Source organism: Bacillus sp. CGMCC 1.16607, assembly GCF_042683745.1.
GTDB lineage: Bacteria > Bacillota > Bacilli > Bacillales > Cytobacillaceae > Pseudoneobacillus.
Genome location: NZ_JBHUJX010000025.1, coordinates 1 through 24,344, shown reverse-complemented (window position 1 = coordinate 24,344; position 24,344 = coordinate 1). Strand labels below are relative to the sequence as shown.

The following is a 24,344-nucleotide window of genomic DNA, read 5'->3' as shown; positions in this document are numbered from 1 at the left end:
TTCGATCTCTCCAAATCTGATAAAATGTATAATATTATGTACGTATTCGTTATTATAGTATACTTTACATAATAATTGACTACTGAATGTTCTATTAATTTCAAAAATTTGCACAAAAATGATATTTGGAGGAATCCATGGGAAATTATAGCGGTCTTTTCCAAAAACAAAGGGATTACTTTTTACTAGGAGAAACGAAAAGTGTTTCTTTTCGAATGGAAGCTCTAAATCGATTAAAAAGTGTCATTAAATCGAATGAAAATGAGCTTATGAAAGCCTTAAAGCAGGATCTAAATAAAAGTGAATTTGAAGCTTATTTAACGGAGATTGGAATTGTTTTAGAGGAAATTCGTTTTACGATGAAAAATTTACATAAATGGGCAAAGCCGAGAAGGGTTAAATCTTCTATCACATTAGTTGGCTCAAAAAGCTATATTTATCCTGAACCATACGGAGTAGCCTTAATTTTAGCACCATGGAACTATCCTTTTCAGTTAATGATTGCCCCATTAATTGGTGCGATTGCTGCTGGAAATTGTGCCATTATAAAACCTTCGGAACTTACGCCACATACTTCAGCTTTAATGGCAAAAATAATAAATGAGAGTTTTCCGGAAGAATATATCTCTGTTGTTGAAGGTGGAGTAGAAACGAGCACGGCTTTATTGAAAGAGAAAAGTGATTATATTTTCTTTACTGGTAGTGTGTCTGTAGGGAAGGTCATTATGGAAGCTGCTTCAAAGCATTTGACTCCAGTGACACTAGAGCTTGGTGGGAAAAGTCCATGTATTGTTCATGAGGATGCAAACTTAAAGCTAGCTGCTAAAAGAATAGCTTGGGGGAAATTCATGAATGCGGGGCAAACGTGTGTAGCCCCAGATTATCTTTATGTACATAGTCGCATTAAGGCAGAGTTTTTACATTTGTTAAAAGAAGCTGTGAAAGAGATCTATAGTGAAAATCCAATTCCAAAAGGTGACTTCACTAAAATCGTCAGTGAAAGGCATTTAAACAGACTTACAGCTTTTTTGAATAATGGGTCCATTTATTCAGGTGGAAGATATGATGTAACTAAAGGAATGATCGAACCAACGATACTTGACGATATTTCTTGGTCCGATGAAATCATGCAAGATGAAATATTTGGTCCGATTTTGCCTGTGCTAGAATATGACGATATGTCATCAATGACTAATATGATTAATAAACGGCCAAAACCTTTAGCACTTTATATTTTTTCTGAAAATAAAGAAGTTCAAGCATTTATTTTGGATCATGTCTCTTTTGGTGGGGGATGCATTAATGACACAGTATTTCACTTAAGCTCTCCATATTTACCTTTTGGAGGTGTGGGGGAGAGCGGGATAGGTGCGTATCATGGGAAAGGGAGCTTTGATGTGTTTTCACATGAGAAAAGTATATTAAAGCAAACAACTTTGTTTGATCTTCCATTCCGTTACCCTAATACAAAGAATGCGTTGAAAAAAATTAAATATTTTCTTAAATGAACGAGGAGGTTTTCATTTTGTTAAAAAAACAAATCATAAAACTAATTTCTGAAATGACTGCAGATGGAACTGGCGACAAAATTGAATTATATAAAGAGGAAAAAGAATATATCGAGAAAAATCAGTTATTACCCTCGGACTTTATTTTAGTGGAGAAAGATTCCGCGTTTCGTTTCGCCGATGCATACATTGAAAGAAGTGACAAAGAAACCGAAGAGGTTATTGATGAAGAAGGACAAGCATTTTTAAATCAGCCAATTGATTATTTGAAAAAACAGATGAATGAATTTATCTATTTAGAATCTAATTGGATGGAATTGATCGGGGTCGATTCTGTTTCTTTAGAAGTAGATGATGTGTTTAGAACATATGATGTTATGCTAGGATTAAAGCTTCAAAAAAAATTCGAATCCAACATTAAGAACTATTTGATGAAGAACTTAAACGGTAATGAGGCGAATTATGATTTAATGTTCAGCCAAGATGATGGTTTATGGAATTTAAATATTGAATTGAATTCGATTGAAGGTTTTCATGATGATATGACAATTGGACGAGCCTTCCAATTTATTTATCAGTTTCTATTTAAATTAGTTGAAGAGGTAGAGGAAACAAAATAAAAAAGAGTATGAAAGCCAATCCGGGTTAAATGGATTGGCTTTTATCAATTCTACGGGCATAAATAGTGAAATATTACCAAAATACCAGTTGACGGCTAACGTTCGTTATCCTATACTCAAGCTAACGAACGTTATCTAAATTTTATGTAGGAGAAACGACAATGGAAAACATCAATGAACAGCCTGTCCTATTGGACAAAAATCTCCAACCGATTATTAACAATACTAAGAATCTAATTTTGCACACAGCTATTGATTTATTCTCACAGCGTGGATACAGAGGAGTTTCCATTAGGCAAATTACTGGCCAGGTTGGAATCAAGGAAAGCTCCTTATACAAACATTTCAAAAACAAAGAAGATATCCTTGATATCATTTTTGCCAATTTCGAAGTGGAGGTTGTGAAAATTCTTCCACCGGAAGAAGAAATTGAAATGATCGCAAAAATGATGAGCCCAAAAGAGTTTTTGGAAAGAGGTCTCCAGAATTTTATGGACCATATCGGTAACCTTACAATGCGTAAAATTTGGCGGATCATCTACAATGAGATGTTTTCGGATGCTCGAGCTCGTGAGATTTACTTTGAAACTATCCAGAAAAAGACATTCGACCGAGTAGAGTTGATTTTTGCTCATATGATTGCATTGGGTAAAATACCTCCTCATGACCCAAGAATATTATCGATGGAATACCATTATCCCTTATATGCAATGGTCATGGAATATAATGCGCTTAAATTTGAGGTGAAAAGTACAGTTGAAATAGAACATTCGTTTCACCGCCATATTGATTTTTTTGTAAAATCAATAACAACTTAAAGAAAAAACAAAGGGGAGAACAAATATGGCAGGATTTTTTACGAGAAAAGGGGACTTTACCATTCCTTCTGGGGGCATAAGTGCAGTGGAAACCATTTCACTTGGCGGGATTGAACAGACGATCCTGGTACAGGGGGAAAATCGGCAAAATCCGGTTCTTTTATTCGTCCATGGAGGACCTTCGATGCCAACGCCTGGTGTATCCGCTAGGGGAAGGGATTATACGATCACAACGAATACGAAAGAGCTTGTCAAGCATTTTATGGTCGTTTTTTGGGACCAACGCGGGACGGGAAGATCATATCATAAGGATATACCAAAAGAATCAATGAGGATTCAACAGTTTGTGACGGATGCCAATGAACTTACTGATTACCTAAGGAGTCGATTCAATAAGGAAAAAATCTTTCTCGTCGCGCATTCATGGGGTTCAACAATCGGGCTAGATCTTGCATCGCGTTATCCGGAAAAATTTTATTCTTATACTGGTTTATCCCAAATTGTCAGCTGGACTGAAAATGATCTTCATACGCTAAATTATTTGAAGGCTGAGGCAACTCTAAGGGGAAATAAAAAAGCCCTAAAGGAATTGGAATCTGTAGGGAAACCCCCATATTTGGAGAGTCCTGAACAATGGTCACTTATACGAAAATGGCAGATGAAATTCAAAACACTGATCTATCAGGACGAATTCATCAAGCATCCAGGGCTTATGGGAGTCACACTAGATATTCTTAAATCACCCGACTACCGTCTAAAGGACGTTTATAATACCTTTATTAAAGGATTTCAGCTTGTGTATACACAAAGCTTTATAGAAGACTTAGCCCTAAATAACTTCAGGGAAAGCGTAAAGGAAATTTCGATACCTGTCACGTTTATCCATGGAAGGAAGGATTTCCATGTAAATGCTAGCCCTGTTCAATCTTATTTTGAGGAATTAACCGCACCGATGGGTAAAAAATTCATTTGGGCAAATAAATCAGCCCACGCATTTCATCCTGACGATACAAAAATAAATGAACAGCATTTAATCGAACAAACAAAGTATGTCCATTAAACAACAAATACACTGGAAATTGTTTAGTTCAAATGAATGGAGCTACATATCAAATTTCCGATAAAAGTACCGACCCGTATTAACCAAATTGAAACAGGATTTATATTACAGTTATAAAAAACGTTACTTCAGTATTTGAAGTAACGTTTTTAAGCTTAATTTAAATAATATTCCGTATATTTTTTGGTTAATTCATCCTTAGGTCCATATGTTTTTTCTAGTGCCTCTAATGACCTTGAGCGTATAGTTTCAAGCTTGTGCTCCAATCTCTTATCAATATAATCATATTGAGCTAAATGTGAGAGCATTTCTAAATATTTTTCTAAGCCATGAGTTAACACTAAGTAATTCGTAATCAACGATCCATCACGATATAATCGGGTAGAATTACCGGCATAATCAATCTCAGCTAACTCATCAATGGAAAGCACGCTATTTGTAACCTGAATCGCTTTAATTGACTTAGAGTTTACGATACTTTGGTCAAAATAGATTTTTCCTTCAGGATCCTTTTGAACTTTATTCTCTAGGTAAGTGGCGAGTCCCTCTTGGAAAAATAAAATAGCATTATCATTTGTTAAATCACTTAACATTTTATGAGTTAATTCATGAGCAAGCAAACGAAAAATATCATCTTTATTTTGGGACGTAATTTTCAGTGATTCACCTATCTCATTCCATCCTCCTACTATGGTCCATGGAACAGTTGCAGAAACCTCTACAGGAGAAGAGAATATTTTTACTGAAATCGGATTTGGTACCCATCTAAATTCAGTTGCATAAAATTTCATCAGATTTTCAGCATCTTTTATGGTAGTCTCGGCAATTCCATCCTCGCCCTCTTTATAATAAACGGTTACCCATCCATTTTCGGAAGTAAGTGTTTTAAATGGGACATCGTTTAATAACCAAACATCATCCACCTTAATACATTCATAAATTACTGTATTGTTAAATTCTTCAATTCCTTCAGGGTGTTTCATTTTTACAGATAGAATAACCCTTCCATTTGTATCTGATTCCTGTTGAAACCCACTAAACTCAATGGAAAGGGAATAACCTTGGCCTTTTTTAAAAACGGCTTCCTCTATCCACCTCTTTTGTTCTTTGTAAAAAAGGATATTTTCTTCATATTGATATTTCATAAATTCCAAGAGATTATCTTCTGCTACGGCTTTAACTAAATGTTGAAATGTCCAATCCGGTGTTCCTTCCTTTGCGGTGATAATTATTTCCTCATTTTTCTCTATTATCGATGTTTTTTCTTCTATACCATTTGAATGGTTAGTAGCCGTTTTTTTATTCTGATTACACCCAGAAATAAGCATCGATAAAACCGCTAAGTAAATGAATACTTTTAACAATCGATTCATCTCTTTCTCCCCCTTATACCAATAATAAACAGTTATAGGTTAAAGTGGAATTTTTTTCTACAGAATTGGGCGGAAAAAGGTAATGTGTTGTTCAGAATACTTCAAGAAGGAAGAACGTACTTTAATATTGAATTATATAGGGGAAAATTCTTGATTTCTTTAGGGGGATGTAATTGGATAGAAAGTTAATCGGATATATTGTAAGTTCTTTCGGATTAGGTATATTATCAAGCGCAATAATTTACCCTTTGGGTTATTTGGAATCAGTAGTTGTATTTCGTACAATGACTTCTATAGGAACTTCATTAATTGTTCTTGGATTATTTATACGTCCAACAGTTAAAAAGAAAGAAAAAGCAAAGTTGAATGATAACTAATACTAAATTTGTAAAGAATCATACTTAATCGAACGGGTGCTAAAGACAGTAAGGAATATAATTATAAAGCCAAAATTATGCAAGATTATTAATATTAGGAGTGTTGAAATGGTTCATGCAAAAGATGTTTTAACGGATCAATTGCTGGCAAATGCGAATGACCCTAGTTGGTACATACCATTTTCGGATTCAGTTGAAAGTTTGTCCGAGGAACAAGCATTTTGGAAGCCGAACGAAGTAAGTAATAGTATTGCTGAAATAGTGCAGCATCTACTATATTGGAATCAAACATGGCAAAAAAGGTATAAAAAATCTCACGTTGATGCTGTGCCTTCTATAGGAAATAATAATAAAAGCTTTATAATTCCTGACAATCAGACATTTGCTGATATAAAAAAACAACTATTACAGGTGCTCTTACATTGGCAAGAGTTATTATCTGAAGAGAAAGTTGAAAGTGAAGTAAATGGTTTTCCTGAACAAGTGAAATGGTGGGCAGTACTCGGAAATGTGTCAACTCATAACGCATATCACATTGGTCAGATCATTTATATCCGGAAGTTGCAAAATAGCTGGAAAATAGAAGCAGGATATGATGAATAAATAAAAGTTGCACAAGTGTGCATTCTTAAACTAAAGAGTAGCTAGAATTGGAGATTTCGAGGCTGTCTCTTTTTTTTGTGCAAATGGGGCTAACAAGAAGCTCTTCCGACAAAAAATCATTGTTTCGTTTACATATTCCACTTGTCTTACTTTCCTTCTCGAATCGATAGTTCATACTTCTGTTCGGAAAAATAATCCATTAAATTCGCAACAGCTTCTATCGCAATACCGAAATGTTGAATAAATAGAGACAAATACATGGATGTTGAAAGGATGAAAAAAATGATAAGGGAAGCAATTCAAAAAGATTTAATGAACATTTTAGATATCTATAATGATGCCATTCTCCATACGACTGCTGTATACGCATATAAACCCCAGACGCTTGAAAGCAGACAAAATTGGTTTGATCTAAAGAAGGAGGAAGGTTACCCAGTATTAGTATACGAACAAGATACTAAAGTAGTTGGATTTGCGACATTTGGTCCTTTTAGAGCGTGGCCGGCTTATAAATATTCGATTGAGCATTCTGTTTATGTAGATAAGCAATACAGAAAAAAGGGAATCGGGACTTCTTTACTTAAAGAATTAATCGCTAAAGCCAAGGAAAGAGAGTACATGACTTTAATTGCTGGGATCGATGCTTCAAATGAAAAAAGCATTGCCATGCATAAAAACTTTGGCTTTGTTCACTCAGGTACTATAAATAAGGCTGGTTTTAAATTTAATAGATGGCTTGACTTAGCTTTTTATCAATTAGAACTTAATGGACCCAAAAATCCTGTAGAAGAATAGAAGGATACTATAATTGTTATTAAAGATAAAGACAGAAAGGTGAAGGCTGTGACTGAATGGAATCCTTTTATTAATGAAAAAGTTCGAGTGTTCCAGTCATGCTTAGAAAATGAATTTAATTTGTCTTGGAAGGGGGATAATATTTGAATTTTGATTACTTAATTTATCATTCAATCCCTAATATTGATGTATTAGATGGAATTCTAAAACTACATCACGACATTTTTGGTAATGCGGATGATTTGATTAACAAAATGGCATCTAAACCGCAATTATTAGTTATAACTGCTATGTATGGCAAAAAAGTGATTGGGTATAAGATCGGATATGCAATTGATAATCATAAATTTTATAGTTGGTTAGGTGGAGTAGACAAAAATTACAGGAAAAATGGTCTTGCTTCAGTATTAATGGAAAGGCAACATCAATTTTTGAAGAAAAATGGTTATAAGGTTGTTCAAACAAAAACAATGAACAAATGGCGAAATATGTTAATTTTAAATCTTAAAAGTGGATTTGATATCATTGATACTTATACAGACGAAAAAGGGTTTCATAAAATTATACTTGAAAAAAGTTTATTTAACTAAAGCAGGCTATTTTAAAGCATAAATTTACACTATACCAAAATATATTAATTTCCATAGTTGATCAAAAGAGGAAGGAGTTGCTTAGTGGCACTCCTTTTTATAATGGTTTCCTGTCAACTGAAAAATGGTAAACATTATGAAACTATTTCTAATTGTTTTACGTACTAGTAGTAATTAGGTAACCCCAATTGTATCTTTTCATTTTGAAATTGTTATTTCAATTTACGAAGACTGAGTTTATCCGAAATATGTGTATGTAAAGGAGAAAACTGCATGAAGGCGATAGTATACAATGAATATGGGACAGCAGATGTCCTTAAACTCAAGGAAGTAAATATTCCTGCTATAAAAGATAATGAAGTGCTAGTAAAAGTTCATGCAGTATCCGTAAATTCATGGGACTGGGATCTTCTGAGAGGTAAACCATTCTTAGCTCGTCTTGGAGGGTTAAATAAGCCAAAATTCAAAATCTTAGGTGCCGACATCGCTGGCAAAGTTGAAGCGATTGGAAGTGGCGTAAAGCAGTTTATGCCAGGCGATGCGGTATTTGGGGACATTTCTTGGTGTGGTTGGGGTGGATTTGCAGAATATGTAAGTGTCAGGGAAGATGCATTGACATTGAAACCTGACGTTATGACATTTGAGGAAGCAGCAGCTATACCACAAGCAGCAGTTCTGGCTTTGCAGGGGATTCGCGATAAAGGACAGATAAAGGAAGGTCAGAAGGTTTTAATTAACGGTGCTGGTGGAGGCGTAGGTACGTTTGCTTTGCAAATTGCTAAATTATATGGGGCTGAAGTAACATGTGTGGATCGCGCCAGCAAATTGGATATGCTGCAGTCTCTTGGAGCAGATCATGTCTTAGATTATACACGAGAAGATTTCATTCAAAAAGGGCAGTGTTATGACCTAATTCTTGATGTTGTAGGTTCTCGATCAATTTTTAATTACAAGCGTATATTGAATCCCAAAGGTACTTATGTCATGGTCGGAGGTCCTTTATCCCTTATCCTTCAGTTGGTTATCTTTGGGCCATTGATTTCTAAAGTAGCGAGTAAGAATATGAATATCCTTTTTCATAGACCAAACCAAAATGATCAAAATGTTTTAAAAGAGCTTTTTCTAATCGGTTCAGTTAAACCGGTAATAGATAGACAATTTTCATTAAGTGAGGTGGGTAAGGCTATTCAATATTTAGGCGAGGGACACGCAAAAGGAAAAGTTGTCATCGTTCTTTAACAAAAAACTTCTATTTGAAAAGGGGAATATCCATTGAATTTAATTGATTCAGTGATAATAGGATTTCTAACTATTTATCTTATAGTAGTGATAATAGGTTTTTATAAAGTCTTTGTGAAGAAGAAGAGTCCAGCTCTCTTTTACACTCCATTTGATAACATAACCGGACAATCAGAAGTGGAATTTCACGAAGAACAAGAAATCCTTGCAGAAGATGAAGGCCAGGGTGACGATAAGAATAAAAGTAAGAAGTATAGATGAATTTCTAAAGAAATAACTTTTATAAATAAAGGAAATAGCTTTGTTCATTTGAATGGGGCTATTTTTGATTGCGTACTTATTAATCATTTTCTAAGGAATCAATGTAATTCTTTGAATAATTGACATGACTGTTATGGGAAAAGCGGCTTAAGTTTACCATTTTCATAGAGAAAAATGTGAATATTAAACATAATTTTTACAAATAACCATAGATAGCCTTATACTTTAGGGGCTGGAAAAATATTATTGACTTAATGTAGTGGTAAGTGTAATATGTCAGTGTTAATTATAAATCCTCGTTAGGTGAGGCTCCTATACAAACATAGGCTACTGCCCGGAAACATCGAAAGATGCCAATGGGTAGAACAGGAACTGCCGAATTAAGGCTTTTCTTAAGGTAGCTAAGGATTTTTTCCTTTACGTTGTATAGTGCCAAAGCTCTACTGTGGGGGAGAAGTTTAAGTGCTTTTTTTTGTACGCTTATCTAACCCTCTATGAATTTATCTAGAGGGTTTTTTTTATTTGAAAGGGGGGAACAAATTCCATTGGATAGTAGTAGTGAGAGGTGTCGATTATATATAACTTGTATCAAAATTCTGAACAGAGAGACTGCAAATCTTATGGGATTCCCAACATGTTCCCCTTACTTTAGTTTGCATTAATCAACTTATGTAGGCCATGTAAACTTATGATATTACTATTTTACATGTTAGCGTAACATGGTTGTTTTCGATTTAGCAGCGATCCCTGTTTTCAGGAAAAAAATTTTTTTATAAAAAAATCGTTAATAAATCGAAAGGATGAGAAAATCATGTTGAAAATCTATAAAACTGATGTTGCTGGAAAAACAAATGAAATTGATCAATTTGAAAAGGGTTACTGGATAAATCTTACTACTCCTTCAAATGATGAACTTAAAGAGGTATCACAACTTTGTAATATCCCAATTGAGTTTTTAGAAGATCCGTTAGATTTAGAAGAAAGTGCTCGAATTCAATATGATGAAGAGACGAATTGTACATTAATTATTAGTGATTTTCCAACTATTGATGTTAATAACCATCAATTCGATTCATATATTACTATTCCTATTGGAGTTATCTTAGGAACAGATTTTATTGTTACGGTTTGTAACCAAACAACAAACTTCTTAGAAAATTTAATTAAGAAAAATGTTAATACTTCAATGAAGATTCGTTTTGCATTAGAAATATTATTGTCAATATCAACTCAATATATAGAAAAATTAAAACTGCTTAACAAACAACGACTTAAAATAGAGAGCAATTTGCGTGATTCATTAACAAACAAACAACTCTATGATCTAATGGAGATTGAAAAAAGCTTGGTTTATTTTCTCACATCATTAAAAGCTAATGCAGATGTTATAACCAAACTATTTCGTACCAATTCCGTCAAGTTATATGAAGAGGATAAAGATCTTCTAGAGGATGTTAAAATTGAAAATAATCAAGGCATTGAGACCACAGAATTATATACGAGAATTTTGAACAGTATAACTGGGTCATATTCTTCGCTAATATCTAATGAATTGAATAAAACAATGAAAACTCTTACCTTATTAACAGTTTTTTTAACTCTCCCAACACTTGTATTTAGTTTCTTTGGTATGAATATTACCTTACCTATTGATGATAAAGATTCATTCTCTTGGATTATTACATTGATAATAGCATTAGTATTAGTTATTTGGATTGGATTGGCATTATGGAGAAAGAAGATATTCTAATTATCGTGTATCATTTAAAAAAGGCAGCCGATTTATAAACATAATCGAGCTGCTTTTTAATATGATCTAGCCTCAAAACTTAAGCATATGTATGAATGTACTTAAAATAACAAGTAGCTTTAGTAAAATTGCTGAGGTAACAACATTTTTATAGTTATATCGCATTTTTCTTATTCCACGATCTGGCGCTATTGTTGAATAGCAAAGGTTAATTTCACAATGAAACATAGATAAATCAGCCTTATTTATCATCTTTTTTCTTCGCTAATTCTTCCCGATTTTTTTCGTTCCTGGTGGCTGTTCTAGCCAGCTGTGTTTGATCATTGATGGGATCGAGAATGAAGGTTGTTATAAAAAACCATTTAGTGTAAAATTACACACAAAAGGTTTATTTTTGTGAAAACTAAAGACTGGTAAAAGGGGGAGATTGTTATATGAGGAAATATAAAATCTGGGCAATTCTCATTTATTTTACTTGTTTCTTCGTTTCAATTATCGCTTACATTCTTCTCCCTATTTATGTGGAGGATGCTGGTAAGTTACTGCCAACTGCAATGAAAGAAATCAAACCAGCTACATCTGAAAGTTCACTAGAAAAATGGGTGAAATCCACTAATCTTCATAAAGAAAAGGTAACCCTTGCTGGGATGCAGCATACCCAAGGAGGACATACGCTTTATCCCGGAGCAACGATGATTGATATGAAAAGCTTTAATAATATTTTAGATTATCGACCGGATCAACAAAGAATTACCGTTCAAAGCGGAATCACTTGGGAACGAATTCAGCAAAAAATTAATCGTGATGGATTAGCGTTAAAAGTCACACAATCGCAAGCTATTTTTACTGTAGGTGGTTCTTTAAGTGCAAATATTCATGGACGTGATATTCGATTTGGTTCTTTATATGATACGGTTGAATCATTCCGGTTGTTGACACCGTTAGGAGAAGTCATCGAAGTATCTCGAACAAAAAATAGTCAATGGTTTCCTTATGTCATTGGTGGTTATGGTTTATTTGGTATTATTTTGGACGTGACATTGATTCTTACAAAAGATGAACTTTATCAAATAGAAACAAAAACAATGACAGTGCAAGATTATCCGACATATTTTTTAGAGAAAGTGAAGAATAATGAGCTTGTTCGTATGCATTTCGCAAGAATTTCTGTGGCACCTGATACATTTTTCAATGATATGTATGTGATGAATTACAACCTTGTGGAAAATCAAGGAAAAAGAACCCAGTATAGTCGTTTAAAGGGTGAGCCGATTATTGCGTTACCAAAGGCAATATTAGGACTTTCTCGATACAGTGATTATGGAAAGAATTTGTTTTGGGAAACACAGAAAAAATATTTGTATAAGAAGCACGGTTCATTCATAACAAGAAATAATGTGATGCGTTCTGACAGTGAATTTATGGAATATGAACATCCAGATCGAACAGAAGTATTGTCAGAGCTATTCATACCTATTCATGAATTTCCAGGTTTAATTAGCGATCTGAAAACGATAGTAAATAATGAAAATCTGAATCTATTAAATATCACCATTCGGTACGTGGAAAAAGATAAGCAAGCGGTTCTTTCTTATGCTAAAGAGGATATGTTTGGCCTTGTATTACTGATCAATCAAGGAAATAGCTCCGAAGACATTAATAAGACCAAAAAAATTGTTCAGCAAATGATTGATACGACTCTTTCCTACCGAGGGAGTTATTATCTCCCTTATTATCCATATGCTTCAAAAGAACAATTGAGGGAGTCTTACCCAAATATTCAAAAGTTCTTTAAAAAGAAAAAGGAACTTGATCCGAACGAGGTGTTTGTCAATCTTTTTTATGAGGAGTATAAATGATGAATTATCAAAAATTATTGCGATCTCAAAGTTTGATGGTGGCTGCTGGTAGTGTCATTTTTCCTTTTTATCTTCTATTTATTCGAAAGATTGGTGATAGCTATTCGCAATTTGGCTGGGCATACGGTCTATTTACGCTGATTGCCGCTTGTTCATATCCGATCATTGGACGAATGACGGACCGTTTTGGTGAGCGACAATTACTGCTTTTATATTCTTGGGGAATGTCACTCATCATGCTTGTTATTCCGATTACCACTGAAATTTGGATGATTTATTTTATCCAGATAGTTATGGGATTCCTAGGGGCTGTCCAAAAAACAGCTGAAAAAACAGCTCTCTCGCGTCATGTACAGGACTCCCCGAACAATATAGGTAAATCGATGGGGCATTATCATCTTTGGACTTCTGTCTGGTCAGCGGTTGCAATTATTGTAACTGGTTATTTAATTGATTTTTTAACGATCGGTTCTTTATTTTATTTAGCATCTTTGATGTTTGCTTATGCTGGAGTGATTCTATTAGTTAAGAAGAACAAAGAACCTATGATTCCATAGGTAGACAGAAAAAGACTAATAATTAATTAAAGATAGCATGAAAAGGTTTAAATATGAGAAGATAATATTGAGTTAAACTTAGGCTTTTTTTATGAGAGGGGAAAAGGAAATGGAAAAAATTGAAATTGGTGAGATCTTTTCGATAAGCGACGAGAACGGTGAAGAGTCAGAGGTGGAAGTACTTGGTTCAATGAATATCGAAGGAAAAGACTATGTTGCTGTTGGGTTTGTCGAAGATATTCAACAAGAAGGTGACGACGATATAGATATCTTCTTTTTAAGAGTGGATGGAGAAGGTGACTTTTCAGCCATCGAAAGCGATGAAGAGTTTGATAAAGTGTCAGCAGCATTTGATGAAATAATGGAAGATGTAGAGTAGTTTAGGGTGGAGAGGGTTTAGATACCCTCTCCTATTTTAAAGTATATAGATTTGATGCTTCAAGCTCATTTGCTATCGCACTTGTTAAACTATGAGGTCCCTTCGTATCATGACCAGCTTCCCACAGCATCATTCCTCCAAAGCCATGATCAAGCGCTAGTTTTGTTTTCTTTTGTACGGAAGCTTCACCATTATAATAATAGGTCGTTCCATTCAGTTTGACAGTGTCCGTTTTTGCATTTGCGGGATTATTTTTAATGATCGTTGCATAAGAAACCTGTTTGATCGCAGGGTCTGCTGGTTGTGCATAAAATGGAATCCCTAAAACTAATTTTTCCCGTGAAATTTTGTAGGTGTCAAAAAGCTTTGACCAATAGTTTACAATATTTACATTGTATGAGTAAGGAGATAAATTAGCTGCATTATATTTTCCATCCCATTGACCGTCATATGCCATAATATTGACATGATTGACGTATTTAAACATTGAAGGCTCAAAAACGACATTATTGATCTCGGTGCCTGCAACACTATGAACTTTGGCATTCACTGCAATGGATAATACTTTTTTATCTTTTTGTAATTTCTCGCTTAATTCTTTAGCGAAAGAAGTAAGATTTTCAGCATCTTTCTTCGTACGTGGATGCTCAAAATCGATATCAATACCGTCAAGTTGTTCCCGATCTACGATAGTAACGAGCTCATCGACTAGCTTTGTTCGGGCAAGTGAATTCGTAATCGCTTCTTTAAAATAAGGATAGGATTCTCCACCTTGAATATGGTACCAGCCACCAATAGCGAGCATAACTTTAGTGTGTTGTTTATGTGCATTAGAAACTGTTTTACGTAAATTATTTAATGCTGAATCTCCATTTAATAAAAGATGACCATCTTTTGTTGGATGGGCAAAGGAAAAAATAACATGTGTCAGTTTTGAGTAATCGACCGAGTCTGGATTTCGAAAATCTTGAACATAACCGATCAAAACTTTCTTTTGTTTAGAAATAGACTGTGGTTTTTGCTTTTGATTCGGTTTTTTTACTGAGCTGGCTAATTGCCCCATAGTTGTTTGCCCGTGGTTTGGATTATAGAATACTCCTGTAATAAACCCTCCAATGAAGGTAACTAGCAATACTAGTGTAAGAAGTAGATTTCGCTTTTTCATTCGCAATTTCCCTCCCTTAAATGTCGCGCTATATCATTCTATCAAAATAGTAAACAAATAGGGGTTGGTAATATCAGCCTTATATTAATTTAGTAAAATTCTTTGTTAGGAAAATGTAACCTTTTATTTATTTTAACGTCTATCTTTACGAATTAACTATTACATCGGAAGGATTTCAAAATGAAAGTATTCGTAACAGCAGCTTTAATAACGGGTTTAGTATGGAGTGGGACATCAGCAATGGCAATCGGACAAACTCCTATAAACAAATCAGAGGTAGAAATGACACAACCAACAGAGCAAATTGATTCTTCAAGATTCATAAAATTTTCTGGAGTCATTACAAATATTAACCAAATGAAAGATAAATTATCATTGGTTGTGGAGGATAAGAGCACTAATAATACGATGGTGTTTCCTATGACAGATGAAGTTCTCATACTTAATAGTATAAAAGGAAATGGGATGCAAAAAGACAAATTGAAAAACGGTCTAAAGGTAGATGTTTACTATGCTAAAAATAAGCCAATGCCATTGATCTATCCGCCGATGATTACACCAGATATTGTAATTGTAGAGGAAGAGGTTATGGGGCAAGTGAAAATTTCAAAGTTTAACGATGATTTAACAAGTCTCGATGCAACACTTAAATTACATATTTCTAAGGAAACGATTCTTGAAGATGAAAAAGGGGAAAAAGTAACAGAGAACGAACTAAAAGGAAAAGAACTGATCGTATTTTACGATATTTCAACTAGAAGTATTCCAGCCCAAACAACACCTAAGAAGATCATTGTCTTAGATAATCCATTATCTATTGAATTACAGCAGATAATAAATGAAGATCATTACTTGAAAAATAATACAAAAATGATTCCTCTAAGAAAAGTGGCAGAACATTTAGGATACAAAGTGGAGTGGCAGAAAAAAACATCTAGTGTCATGGTAAGCAAACAAAATCGTTCCTTTCTAGTTACAATTGAGAAGAACGACTATGGATATAATCGTAGTCTTCGATATTTTGATGTCGCACCTGAAATAAAGAATGGAAAAACGTATGTTTCAGAAGAACTTTTAGACTTGTTAAATGAGTAATAATGTGAAATCAACCACCACTAATACTTGTTATTGGTGGTGTTTTTTTTTGTGAACAATCGATCCAGCCTTTTTTTTCCATTGGAACAAATCATTTTTTTGTCGATATTACTTGAAGAATACGTAATTTACTATAAAATATAATTCTATTTAATATGTCTATTTTATGTAAGAGGTGGAGTTTTTGTTTTCTATACCTGAATCAGCTGATGTAACAATTTTACAAGGTGAATTTTCTCCTTCTATTGTTCTCCTTTCTATTTTTATTGCTTGTTGTGCCTCGTATACAGCTCTTTCTATGAATGAAAGAATACAGCAGAATAGTTTTTTTCATCGCAACTTTTGGTTAGCTCTTGCCTCGATTGCAATGGGATTTGGTATTTGGTCTATGCATTTTATTGGAATGAGTGCATTTATGCTTCCAGTAAACATGAAATATGACCCACTTCTTACCATTTTATCCGTTATTCCAGCAATCCTTGCTTCTTTTATCGCTTTTTTTATTGCTAATCGTACGAATAGGTTTAATGGAACTTATATTTTTGCAGGAATCATAATGGGTCTCGGTATTTCGATCATGCACTATTTGGGGATGGCTGCAATGCAGATGGAGGCGGATTATGTTTATAAGCCTTGGATTTTTGCTTCATCCATTTTCATTGCAATTTTAGTTTCCCTCGTTGCTCTATTTATTTTCTCCAAGATGCAACGATATATGACAAATCGGCTGTTTAAAGGAATAACTGCTATTGTAATGGGTGGTGCAGTTGCAAGTATGCACTATACTGGAATGGCTGCAATCGTATTTTATGTAAATCCAAATACAGTGCAAGTGATGGGCCATATGCATAATATGGATATGACCTTGCTTGTAACAGGAGTCACTGTCGGTATAACGATACTACTTGGATTATCCGGATTATCAAGTGTGTTAGATAAATATGTTGATTATCGATTGAATTATTTTGATGCGTTAACGAAGCTTTCTAATCGTAGACAATTTGAGAACATACTTATGTCTTCCTCTTCAAGTTCTTTGGCTATATTGCATATACATGGTTTAGAAAAATGGAATAGTGACTTTGGTTATGAATTTGGGGATGACATCATTCGTACGGTTGGGGAACTTTTACTTCGATTAAAACCTGTGACATCACAATTATTTCGTGTTGAAGGAAACCAATTTGCACTTGTTACATCGGAACAAAAGGAAATAGCTGAATTGAAAACAGCTGTAGAGAGAGTTGCATCTATATTAACAAAGCCAATTGTTATTAAGGATCATCGTATAATAATCGAAACTGTTTGTGCTATTTCTTCGGCTGAGAATGAGGAAAGAGCGAATCAATTATTTTCAAATGCAAATGCAGTATTGCAACATCCATCTATCACATATAATCATGAAGTGATCGAATATGATCCTGCCTTTCACACGTATACGTTTGAGCGGCAAATTGCAGAGGATATTGAACGTGGGATGAATAACGGGGAGTTATTTCTTGTTTATCAGCCTAAAGTAAGTGCAAAAGAAAGAGAAATTATTGGTCTAGAAGCATTATTAAGATGGAATCATTCTGTTTATGGATTTTTGTCCCCGGCTATTTTTATTCCGATTTTGGAACAGAATGGGAAGATGTTTGATGTGACAGATTGGGTCATTGATCAAGCTTGTCAAACGATTTCGAATCGATTTAAGAATGGACTTCCCATTTGGCAAGTAGCAGTAAATATACCAGGTCCTTATATAACCACTTCTAGATTAAAAGAAAAAATCAAGTTTAGTGTTGAAAAGTATGGTATTGAAAGTAAATATTTAGAATTAGAAATAACAGAGACAAGTGTCGTCAGCAATATCGAAAGTGCCATTAAATCAGTACATGAAATTCGAAAAGATGGCTTTTCAGTAGCATTAGATGATTTTGGAACAGGTGTATCATCCTTATCTTATTTAAAGCGTCTGCCCATTTCTACATTAAAAATTGATAAATCCTTTGTTGATGGAATTCCTGAATCGGAAAAGGACTCTGCCATCATGAAGGCTATCATTACATTATGTTTTTCTTTAAATTTAAACATCATCATTGAAGGTGTTGAAACAGATGAACAATATCAATTCTTATCTTCAATGCCAGAAAATTTGTCGATACAAGGCTATTATTTTGCTAAACCGCTTAAATTAGAAGAACTAACAGAATGGGTTTCATCCTTTCAAATGCAAAAAATCATGCAATAGTTAATCAAAAAAATAATTCCATTTTTTAATCCATTCATTTCCATTTCTAAAAAGGGTTGAAATTTATCATCCTAATAATAAAGTGAAACTTCATCAGTGGGGATTCACTTCATCCCCACTGATGGTTAGTTGAACCAATCGGACCTTTACGGGCAGATGAACCCTATCTACCTTCTTTGTTCTCCCAGAATCTTGAGGTGGGGGTCTTACTGCCCGTTAAGTTGGGATAATGTTAATGAAAGGAGAAAAAGATGATACGTGGAATATTTTTATTCATTTGGAATGTTTTTGATCCTTTCTATTTTTCCCTCACTCGATTAAAGCGAAATGGAGTTTTCCGAGTTAGATTAACGAGATATAAGGGAAAAGATGTATTGTTGTCAGATGGAATGATGATTTGCAAAAATGATCTCTTATTAAAAATTCATTTACACAATGTAAAATTATTGCGGGAATTTTCTAATAAAAAGAATGAACTAGCAAAAGGAAGAGGTGTTTACCGTAGGGTGTTAGAGTCAATGCCTCTTCTAGCTGAATATATTTTTAACCACCCAAAAGAAGCTGACATCAAAGGAATCATCGGAATTACTCTTATTAATAAGGGATTCCGACCTTTAGGGTTTGACTGTGTTAAGCCGAATAATAAACTATATTCCATATACAAAAAAATCTCTCATATTCCTATCTTTTTGTTATCTAACCCAAAATTTTCCTTTGATAACTTAAAAAAACATCAATCTGTTTATTTAATGATGTCAAAAAAGAGCTTGGTTAAGAGGTACAATCATCTATCGTAATCATTTCCTATAACTACCACTAGGACTATCCCCTCATCCTTTCTATACTTGAAAGGGGAGGGGATATTTCATTGACTATCTCTATTATTCTACTAATAAGCATCTTATTGATCATTCTTTTTAAAAAAGCAAATGAAAACACAAAAGATGTAACTATAAATACAATTTCCGTCTCAAAAAATAACGATCAAGTTTCGCTTAATATACTTCATCTTTCTGATTTACATTTGGAGAATATTTCAATCAGTCCAAATGAATTATATAAAAAAATCTCAAACCAACAAGTTGATTTAATTGCTCTTACTGGAGATTTTCTTGATCGAAAACGAAGCATACCGAAATTGGAAGGCTATCTTCAAGTGTTGGAAAAAATCAATCCAAAGTATGGAATGTATGCGGTATTCGGTAATCATGATTATGTCTTAAAAGGGAAAAACTTTGAATCTTTGAAAAGAACACTAGAAGAAAATGGCTGTAAAACGATGCAAAACGAGCATGTAACGGTAAAAGTTGGCGAGGATAATTTGAACATCATCGGAATTGATGATTATAGCACTAAACGTAGCAATATTAAAATGGCTTATCAAGGACTCCCAAGCGGCTACAACTTAGTGCTGACTCATGATCCTAATGTTGTACTACGAATGAAGAATGTGCCATTTGATTATTTATTATCCGGTCATTTTCATGGTGGTCAAATTCACTGGCCAAAACCTTATCATCTGATCAAAATGGGCAAGCTTGTGCGTATGAAAATGATTAAGGGTCTTCATTATCATGATGGTAAACCATTTTATATTAGCGAAGGTTTGGGGCAAACGGGAGTCAATATCCGTATCGGAAGCCGACCTGAAATTACTTTTCATAAAATTTAATGGAGTATCAACGTTAAGTCGGCTAATGATGAATTAGTCGACTTTTCATTGGACTTACTAAGTACTATTGACATTTAACGAAAAAGGTCTATAATAATGTTCTTGTGTTAGTAATAAATTTATTTTTAAATATGTTCATAGTTTGTTCATATTTTACATTTATAATAGAAAAAAGATTAATTGGTTCGAATTTCGTATTAAAATACATTTAAAAATATGCAATAATGTACTAGAAGGATGGTGCAAAAAATGAATAAAATGATTCAAAAAAGTCAAATCGCTTTTAATAAATACATTGGCTTTTTCTTCTTAGCAGTCATTTTCCTTTGGATGAAAACATATATTATTCAATTGACCCAGTTTAATTTGGGTATTGAAAATTCACTACAAAAATTTCTATTATTTTTAAATCCTTTAGGATCTTCTATCTTGTTTTTAGGTTTTGCTTCCATTTTTAAGGGGAGAAAAAAATATATATGGCTGATTGTCATTGATTTTCTCATGTCGTTTCTGTTATATGCCAATATTTTATATTACCGCTTTTTTAATGATTTTATAACATTACCGACATTAACTCAGACCCAAAACTTTGGTGATGTAAGTGGTAGTGTTGTTTCACTTTTAAAACCTTATGATTTTTTATTTTTCGTAGATATCGTACTGTTAATCACATTACTTGCTTCACGAAAAGTAAAGATTGAAATGAAAGATATGAATCGTAGAAAAGTAGCTGCTGTACTTCTTTTTGCATTGGCTATTTCTAGTGCAAATCTTGCTTTAGCAGAAACCGATCGTCCTCAATTATTGACTAGAGGATTTGATCGAAACTATATTGTGAAATATTTAGGTATGTACAATTATACAATTTATGATGCTGTTCAAAGTACAAAAGCATCTGCACAAAGGGTTTTAGCTGATAGCAATGACACGACAGAAGTAGTAAATTTCACTAAATCAAACTATGCTGATCCAAATCCAGCTTACTTCGGTGCTGGAAAAGGGATGAATGTAATTTATTTGCATTTAGAATCGATGCAAAATTTTCTTATTAATTACAAGCTAAATGGAGAAGAAGTCACACCTTTTTTAAATTCTTTAACTAAAGATAAAAATACATTTTATTTTGATAATTTCTTCCATCAAACAGCACAAGGTAAAACATCCGATGCTGAATTTATGTTGGAAAATTCATTGTTTGGGCTACCGCAAGGTTCTGCTTTTACAACGAAAGGTAGAAACACGTATCAAGCAGCTCCAGCTATTTTAGGACAACAGGGGTATACTTCTGCTGTATTCCACGGGAATTCTGGTAGCTTCTGGAATCGTAATGAAATTTATAAATCATTCGGCTTTAATCACTTTTTTGATTCAAACTTTTATCAAATGGACGATAATGCAATGGTGGAGTATGGCTTAAAGGATAAGCCTTTCTATGAACAATCCATTTCACTATTAGAAACATTGCCAGAGCCATTTTATACGAAATTTATTACTGTTTCGAACCATTTTCCTTATCCAATTGATGAAGCTGATGCGACCATTGGACCACATACAACAGGTGATAAATCGGTTGATTCCTATTTTCAAACAGCTCGTTATGCTGACGAAGCATTAGAGCAATTCTTCGTTTATTTGAAGGAATCTGGTTTATATGATCGCTCGATTATTGTCATGTATGGTGACCATTATGGTATTTCCGAAAATCATAATAAAGCTATGTCTCAAGTATTGGGGAAAGAAATTACCTCAATGGAAAGTACTGGATTACAACGTGTTCCATTATTTATTCGCGTTCCTGGTGTGAAAGGTGGAGTAAACCACGAATACGGTGGTCAAGTCGATATTTTACCAACCTTGCTTCACTTACTCGGTACGGATACAAAGGAGTATATCCAATTTGGGACAGATTTATTGTCTAAGCAACATGATGATCTTGTTCCATTCAGAAATGGTGATTTTGTAAGCTCAACGATCACTTCTATTGATGGGAAATTCTATGATTCGAAAACAGGACTTCCGTTAGAAATGGACAAAGTAGAAGAAGCGAAGAAATATCAAGAAAGCGTAGAAAACAAATTAGCCCTTTCAGATAAAGTTGTAAATGGAGATTTATTACGATTCTATACTCCTAAAAACTTTACACCAGTAGATCGTTCAAAATACGATTATAATCCGAAAGATATACAAGCTAATGAATAAGTTAAAGGCTACATGAGAGATGATTCTCAAGTAGCCTTTTTTGCTTTAAGTTCTGTTAAAGAATAGTGTTGATATTGGATAAAGTTTTATTGAAGAAGTAGCAATGAAAGCACTAAATATAATTTCAAAGAGTTTCTAATGACTTCATTTGTATTCTAATTGACAGATGCGTATCCATGTTTACGTTGATCTAAATTAGCTGTTTTGTGCTTATTTAACTATCAGGGAATATTTTTTTAATTTGAATTATAATTATTGTAAGTTAATCCGAGAAGTAAGGAGATTTATATGGATAATATTAGGTTAAACATAGAGGAATTAATAGTTGCATTGTTTAAATCTTGGTCTTTAGAATCAAGTTCAAAATGGAGTAAGGATAATCCTGCAAAAGGACAATGTGGAGTAACCACATTAGTTGTAAATGATATATTAGGTGGAGAAATAAAGAAAACAAAATTGCCTGATGGATGGCATTTTTATAATATTATTAATAAAAAGAGATACGATTTTACAGCATCTCAATTTAGAGAAAATATTTTATATATGGATATTCCCTCAAATAGAGAAGAAGCATATAAAGATACTAATGAAAAACAGTATAATTATTTAAAAGAGAAAGTCTTAATAAATTTAGATACTTACTTCAACAAAAGTGGCATTTGTTGAAGAGGGCGGGGAACCTCAACATATAAAGGTTCCCCTAATTACTATATAAAAATCAGCATTAGAAATAAACAGAGCCTTGTTTTAAGAAAAAATTAAGAAATATTTCAATAACATTTAATATCTTTACCTTATGCTGATATATGTATGGTTGTTCTATGAACATGAGGAGGTAAAAGATTGGAAAGCGTAATAAAGGTTAAGAGAAAGAAAACTAGCATATTAATGAAAATATTTATAGGTTTTTGTTTAATTATTGGCCTATTAATCATTTTTTTAATTGGTAGTTTCATAAATGAATTAGTTGCTTCGAGTAAAGTAGAGGAAAATTATCCTGTACCAGGTACACTTGTTGAAGCGGGCGGGAGTAAGCTTCATGTTTTAAAACAGGGCAGTGGTTCTCCAACTATCGTTTTTGAAAGTGGTCAAGGAGCTACAAGTATGTATTGGCGAAAAGTAGTATCTCAATTGCCTTCAAATGTCACGGTAGTAACCTACGACCGCGCGGGATATGGATGGAGTGAGAAACATGTATCAAAACGCACTGGCGAAAATATTGCTAAAGAATTACATACAGCTCTAGAAAATGCTCAAATTGGGGGACCATATATTTTTGTAGCACATTCCATTGGAGGAATGTACTCAAGGATTTTTGCAAAAGAGTATAAAGGTGAAATGTTTGGAATGATGTTTTTAGACTCACCAAGTGAAAATTTTTTGAAACAAATTGATAAAATAATTAAGAACGCCGGCTTTGATCCAAAATCTTTTGGTACAGCTCCGACAGGAACCTTAAAATTCCTTAAGACTTCTGGTTTATTAAGAGTTTTCAAAGGACCGATATTGGGAAGTTATTATGATACTGAAAAAGAGATAAACGAAGCAGTAAATATTACGATGACTCCTCAATATTATGATGCAATTAAAGCTGAAACTCTTGAAGAGCCAAAATTGGCTAAAGCATTGCAGAACCAAACGTTAGGTGATATTCCGATTACAGTGATTTCAAAAGGAAAAGCTGAAGATTTTACGGAATTAGGATTGTCAGAGAAAGATAATAAAACATTACAAGAATTATGGAATAAGGAACAAAAGTGGTTAGCCACTTTGTCAACCGATAGCGAAATTCTTGTTGCTGAAAACAGTGGTCATAATATTCCCATCGATGAACCTGATTTAGTCATTACTGAAATTAATAAATTAATCAAGAGGGTTCAAAATAAAAACAGTCATAAACATTGATAATATAGTTTGAATATGAATTTTTAAAACGCCTATTGAAGGCGTTTTATTTTTTTAAATTGGTTCTGTTAAACGTTATTGTTGATCCTTAAACCGTTGATTGGAGAGGAAGTCGCTTGACTCCTGTGGGATTAGCGGGACACATGAGAACCCATAGGCGTAGGTAATTGTTTTTGGCAAGTAGGAAATGCTTTAAATGGCAATTAAAAATGTAAGACTTGCCAACTCCCATAAATTATCTGTTTTGTAAAATTGAATCCTTCATTCGATGACTTGGCCCATTAAA

Annotated in this window: 23 protein-coding genes and 1 riboswitch; of the genes, 21 read left to right on the top strand and 2 right to left on the bottom strand. The window is 33.6% G+C overall.

The window, feature by feature from the left end:
* The first annotated feature begins 137 nt into the window (after positions 1-137).
* From ACFSO7_RS16465 to ACFSO7_RS16450, 4 genes are all read left to right on the top strand, one after another.
* Positions 138-1,508 (top strand): aldehyde dehydrogenase, encoded by a 1,371-nt coding sequence (locus tag ACFSO7_RS16465; RefSeq protein ID WP_377878430.1) that lies wholly within the window; start codon positions 138-140, stop codon positions 1,506-1,508.
* Positions 1,509-1,525: 17 nt separating this feature from the next.
* The gene (locus ACFSO7_RS16460; protein ID WP_377878429.1) at positions 1,526-2,128 is read left to right on the top strand and encodes a branched-chain amino acid aminotransferase; all 603 of its coding nucleotides are present in this window, start codon (positions 1,526-1,528) and stop codon (positions 2,126-2,128) included.
* A 161-nt stretch (positions 2,129-2,289) separates the two neighbouring features.
* Positions 2,290-2,946, top strand: a complete 657-nt coding sequence (locus ACFSO7_RS16455) for a TetR/AcrR family transcriptional regulator (RefSeq protein ID WP_377878428.1) — start codon at positions 2,290-2,292, stop codon at positions 2,944-2,946.
* A gap of 25 nt (positions 2,947-2,971) precedes the next feature.
* A complete protein-coding gene (locus ACFSO7_RS16450) occupies positions 2,972-4,006 on the top strand; it encodes an alpha/beta hydrolase (RefSeq protein ID WP_377878427.1) in 1,035 nt (344 codons plus the stop codon).
* Between the two features lie 155 nt (positions 4,007-4,161).
* On the opposite strand, the gene ACFSO7_RS16445 is transcribed toward ACFSO7_RS16450, so the two are convergent.
* Complete coding sequence (locus ACFSO7_RS16445; protein ID WP_377878426.1) at positions 4,162-5,379, bottom strand: gluzincin family metallopeptidase; 1,218 nt, start codon at positions 5,377-5,379, stop codon at positions 4,162-4,164.
* 173 nt (positions 5,380-5,552) lie between these two features.
* On the opposite strand from ACFSO7_RS16445, the gene ACFSO7_RS16440 reads away from it, so the two are divergent.
* From ACFSO7_RS16440 to ACFSO7_RS16395, 10 genes are all read left to right on the top strand, one after another.
* Positions 5,553-5,756, top strand: a complete 204-nt coding sequence (locus tag ACFSO7_RS16440) for a hypothetical protein (protein ID WP_377878425.1) — start codon at positions 5,553-5,555, stop codon at positions 5,754-5,756.
* A 108-nt stretch (positions 5,757-5,864) separates the two neighbouring features.
* On the top strand, positions 5,865-6,359 hold the full coding sequence (locus ACFSO7_RS16435; protein WP_377878424.1) for a DinB family protein: 495 nt from the start codon (positions 5,865-5,867) through the stop codon (positions 6,357-6,359).
* Positions 6,360-6,641: 282 nt separating this feature from the next.
* A complete protein-coding gene (locus ACFSO7_RS16430; RefSeq protein ID WP_377879447.1) occupies positions 6,642-7,154 on the top strand; it encodes a GNAT family N-acetyltransferase in 513 nt (170 codons plus the stop codon).
* Positions 7,155-7,297: 143 nt separating this feature from the next.
* Positions 7,298-7,744: a GNAT family N-acetyltransferase gene (locus ACFSO7_RS16425; protein WP_377878423.1), complete on the top strand. Its 447-nt coding sequence runs from the start codon at positions 7,298-7,300 to the stop codon at positions 7,742-7,744.
* A gap of 273 nt (positions 7,745-8,017) precedes the next feature.
* Entirely contained in the window at positions 8,018-8,983 is a 966-nt protein-coding gene (locus ACFSO7_RS16420) for an NAD(P)-dependent alcohol dehydrogenase (protein ID WP_377878421.1), read from the top strand.
* 33 nt (positions 8,984-9,016) lie between these two features.
* Positions 9,017-9,244, top strand: a complete 228-nt coding sequence (locus ACFSO7_RS16415; RefSeq protein ID WP_377878420.1) for a DUF3951 domain-containing protein — start codon at positions 9,017-9,019, stop codon at positions 9,242-9,244.
* A gap of 288 nt (positions 9,245-9,532) precedes the next feature.
* Positions 9,533-9,702, top strand: a riboswitch (M-box (ykoK) riboswitch).
* 353 nt (positions 9,703-10,055) lie between these two features.
* Positions 10,056-10,994: a magnesium transporter CorA family protein gene (locus ACFSO7_RS16410; RefSeq protein WP_377878419.1), complete on the top strand. Its 939-nt coding sequence runs from the start codon at positions 10,056-10,058 to the stop codon at positions 10,992-10,994.
* A 434-nt stretch (positions 10,995-11,428) separates the two neighbouring features.
* On the top strand, positions 11,429-12,853 hold the full coding sequence (locus ACFSO7_RS16405) for an FAD-binding oxidoreductase (RefSeq protein ID WP_377878417.1): 1,425 nt from the start codon (positions 11,429-11,431) through the stop codon (positions 12,851-12,853).
* Positions 12,853-13,410: an MFS transporter gene (locus ACFSO7_RS16400; protein ID WP_377878416.1), complete on the top strand. Its 558-nt coding sequence runs from the start codon at positions 12,853-12,855 to the stop codon at positions 13,408-13,410. Before ACFSO7_RS16405 ends, ACFSO7_RS16400 begins: the two co-directional genes overlap by 1 nt.
* Before the next feature lie 109 nt (positions 13,411-13,519).
* Positions 13,520-13,789 carry a DUF1292 domain-containing protein gene (locus ACFSO7_RS16395; RefSeq protein WP_377878415.1) on the top strand — a complete coding sequence of 90 codons (270 nt, stop codon included), beginning with the start codon at positions 13,520-13,522 and terminating at the stop codon, positions 13,787-13,789.
* Between the two features lie 31 nt (positions 13,790-13,820).
* On the opposite strand, the gene ACFSO7_RS16390 is transcribed toward ACFSO7_RS16395, so the two are convergent.
* Entirely contained in the window at positions 13,821-14,954 is a 1,134-nt protein-coding gene (locus ACFSO7_RS16390; RefSeq protein ID WP_377878414.1) for a glycoside hydrolase family 18 protein, read from the bottom strand.
* Positions 14,955-15,134: 180 nt separating this feature from the next.
* On the opposite strand from ACFSO7_RS16390, the gene ACFSO7_RS16385 reads away from it, so the two are divergent.
* The 7 genes from ACFSO7_RS16385 (at position 15,135) to ACFSO7_RS16355 (ending at position 24,058) form a co-directional block, all read left to right on the top strand.
* The gene (locus ACFSO7_RS16385; protein WP_377878413.1) at positions 15,135-16,049 is read left to right on the top strand and encodes a copper amine oxidase N-terminal domain-containing protein; all 915 of its coding nucleotides are present in this window, start codon (positions 15,135-15,137) and stop codon (positions 16,047-16,049) included.
* A gap of 184 nt (positions 16,050-16,233) precedes the next feature.
* Entirely contained in the window at positions 16,234-18,282 is a 2,049-nt protein-coding gene (locus tag ACFSO7_RS16380; protein WP_377878412.1) for a bifunctional diguanylate cyclase/phosphodiesterase, read from the top strand.
* Between the two features lie 251 nt (positions 18,283-18,533).
* Positions 18,534-19,079: a YkoP family protein gene (locus tag ACFSO7_RS16375; protein ID WP_377878411.1), complete on the top strand. Its 546-nt coding sequence runs from the start codon at positions 18,534-18,536 to the stop codon at positions 19,077-19,079.
* A gap of 77 nt (positions 19,080-19,156) precedes the next feature.
* Positions 19,157-19,954 (top strand): metallophosphoesterase, encoded by a 798-nt coding sequence (locus ACFSO7_RS16370; RefSeq protein ID WP_377879446.1) that lies wholly within the window; start codon positions 19,157-19,159, stop codon positions 19,952-19,954.
* A 249-nt stretch (positions 19,955-20,203) separates the two neighbouring features.
* Positions 20,204-22,153 (top strand): lipoteichoic acid synthase, encoded by a 1,950-nt coding sequence (gene ltaS, locus ACFSO7_RS16365; protein WP_377878410.1) that lies wholly within the window; start codon positions 20,204-20,206, stop codon positions 22,151-22,153.
* Between the two features lie 288 nt (positions 22,154-22,441).
* Positions 22,442-22,819 (top strand): YunG family protein, encoded by a 378-nt coding sequence (locus tag ACFSO7_RS16360; protein WP_377878409.1) that lies wholly within the window; start codon positions 22,442-22,444, stop codon positions 22,817-22,819.
* Positions 22,820-22,996: 177 nt separating this feature from the next.
* Positions 22,997-24,058 (top strand): alpha/beta fold hydrolase, encoded by a 1,062-nt coding sequence (locus ACFSO7_RS16355; RefSeq protein WP_377878408.1) that lies wholly within the window; start codon positions 22,997-22,999, stop codon positions 24,056-24,058.
* The last annotated feature ends 286 nt before the right edge of the window (positions 24,059-24,344 follow it).

Excerpts from the sequence above, each read along its gene's own strand:
- ACFSO7_RS16395 (WP_377878415.1), top strand. The coding sequence starts at position 13,520 with ATGGAAAAAATTGAAATTGGTGAGATCTTTTCGATAAGCGACGAGAAC.
- ACFSO7_RS16445 (WP_377878426.1), bottom strand. The coding sequence starts at position 5,379 with ATGAATCGATTGTTAAAAGTATTCATTTACTTAGCGGTTTTATCGATG.
- ltaS (WP_377878410.1), top strand. The coding sequence starts at position 20,204 with ATGAATAAAATGATTCAAAAAAGTCAAATCGCTTTTAATAAATACATT.
- ACFSO7_RS16410 (WP_377878419.1), top strand. The coding sequence starts at position 10,056 with ATGTTGAAAATCTATAAAACTGATGTTGCTGGAAAAACAAATGAAATT.
- ACFSO7_RS16430 (WP_377879447.1), top strand. The coding sequence starts at position 6,642 with ATGATAAGGGAAGCAATTCAAAAAGATTTAATGAACATTTTAGATATC.
- ACFSO7_RS16385 (WP_377878413.1), top strand. The coding sequence starts at position 15,135 with ATGAAAGTATTCGTAACAGCAGCTTTAATAACGGGTTTAGTATGGAGT.
- ACFSO7_RS16420 (WP_377878421.1), top strand. The coding sequence starts at position 8,018 with ATGAAGGCGATAGTATACAATGAATATGGGACAGCAGATGTCCTTAAA.
- ACFSO7_RS16455 (WP_377878428.1), top strand. The coding sequence starts at position 2,290 with ATGGAAAACATCAATGAACAGCCTGTCCTATTGGACAAAAATCTCCAA.
- ACFSO7_RS16405 (WP_377878417.1), top strand. The coding sequence starts at position 11,429 with ATGAGGAAATATAAAATCTGGGCAATTCTCATTTATTTTACTTGTTTC.
- ACFSO7_RS16450 (WP_377878427.1), top strand. The coding sequence starts at position 2,972 with ATGGCAGGATTTTTTACGAGAAAAGGGGACTTTACCATTCCTTCTGGG.
- ACFSO7_RS16435 (WP_377878424.1), top strand. The coding sequence starts at position 5,865 with ATGGTTCATGCAAAAGATGTTTTAACGGATCAATTGCTGGCAAATGCG.
- ACFSO7_RS16390 (WP_377878414.1), bottom strand. The coding sequence starts at position 14,954 with ATGAAAAAGCGAAATCTACTTCTTACACTAGTATTGCTAGTTACCTTC.
- ACFSO7_RS16400 (WP_377878416.1), top strand. The coding sequence starts at position 12,853 with ATGAATTATCAAAAATTATTGCGATCTCAAAGTTTGATGGTGGCTGCT.
- ACFSO7_RS16375 (WP_377878411.1), top strand. The coding sequence starts at position 18,534 with ATGATACGTGGAATATTTTTATTCATTTGGAATGTTTTTGATCCTTTC.
- ACFSO7_RS16465 (WP_377878430.1), top strand. The coding sequence starts at position 138 with ATGGGAAATTATAGCGGTCTTTTCCAAAAACAAAGGGATTACTTTTTA.
- ACFSO7_RS16360 (WP_377878409.1), top strand. The coding sequence starts at position 22,442 with ATGGATAATATTAGGTTAAACATAGAGGAATTAATAGTTGCATTGTTT.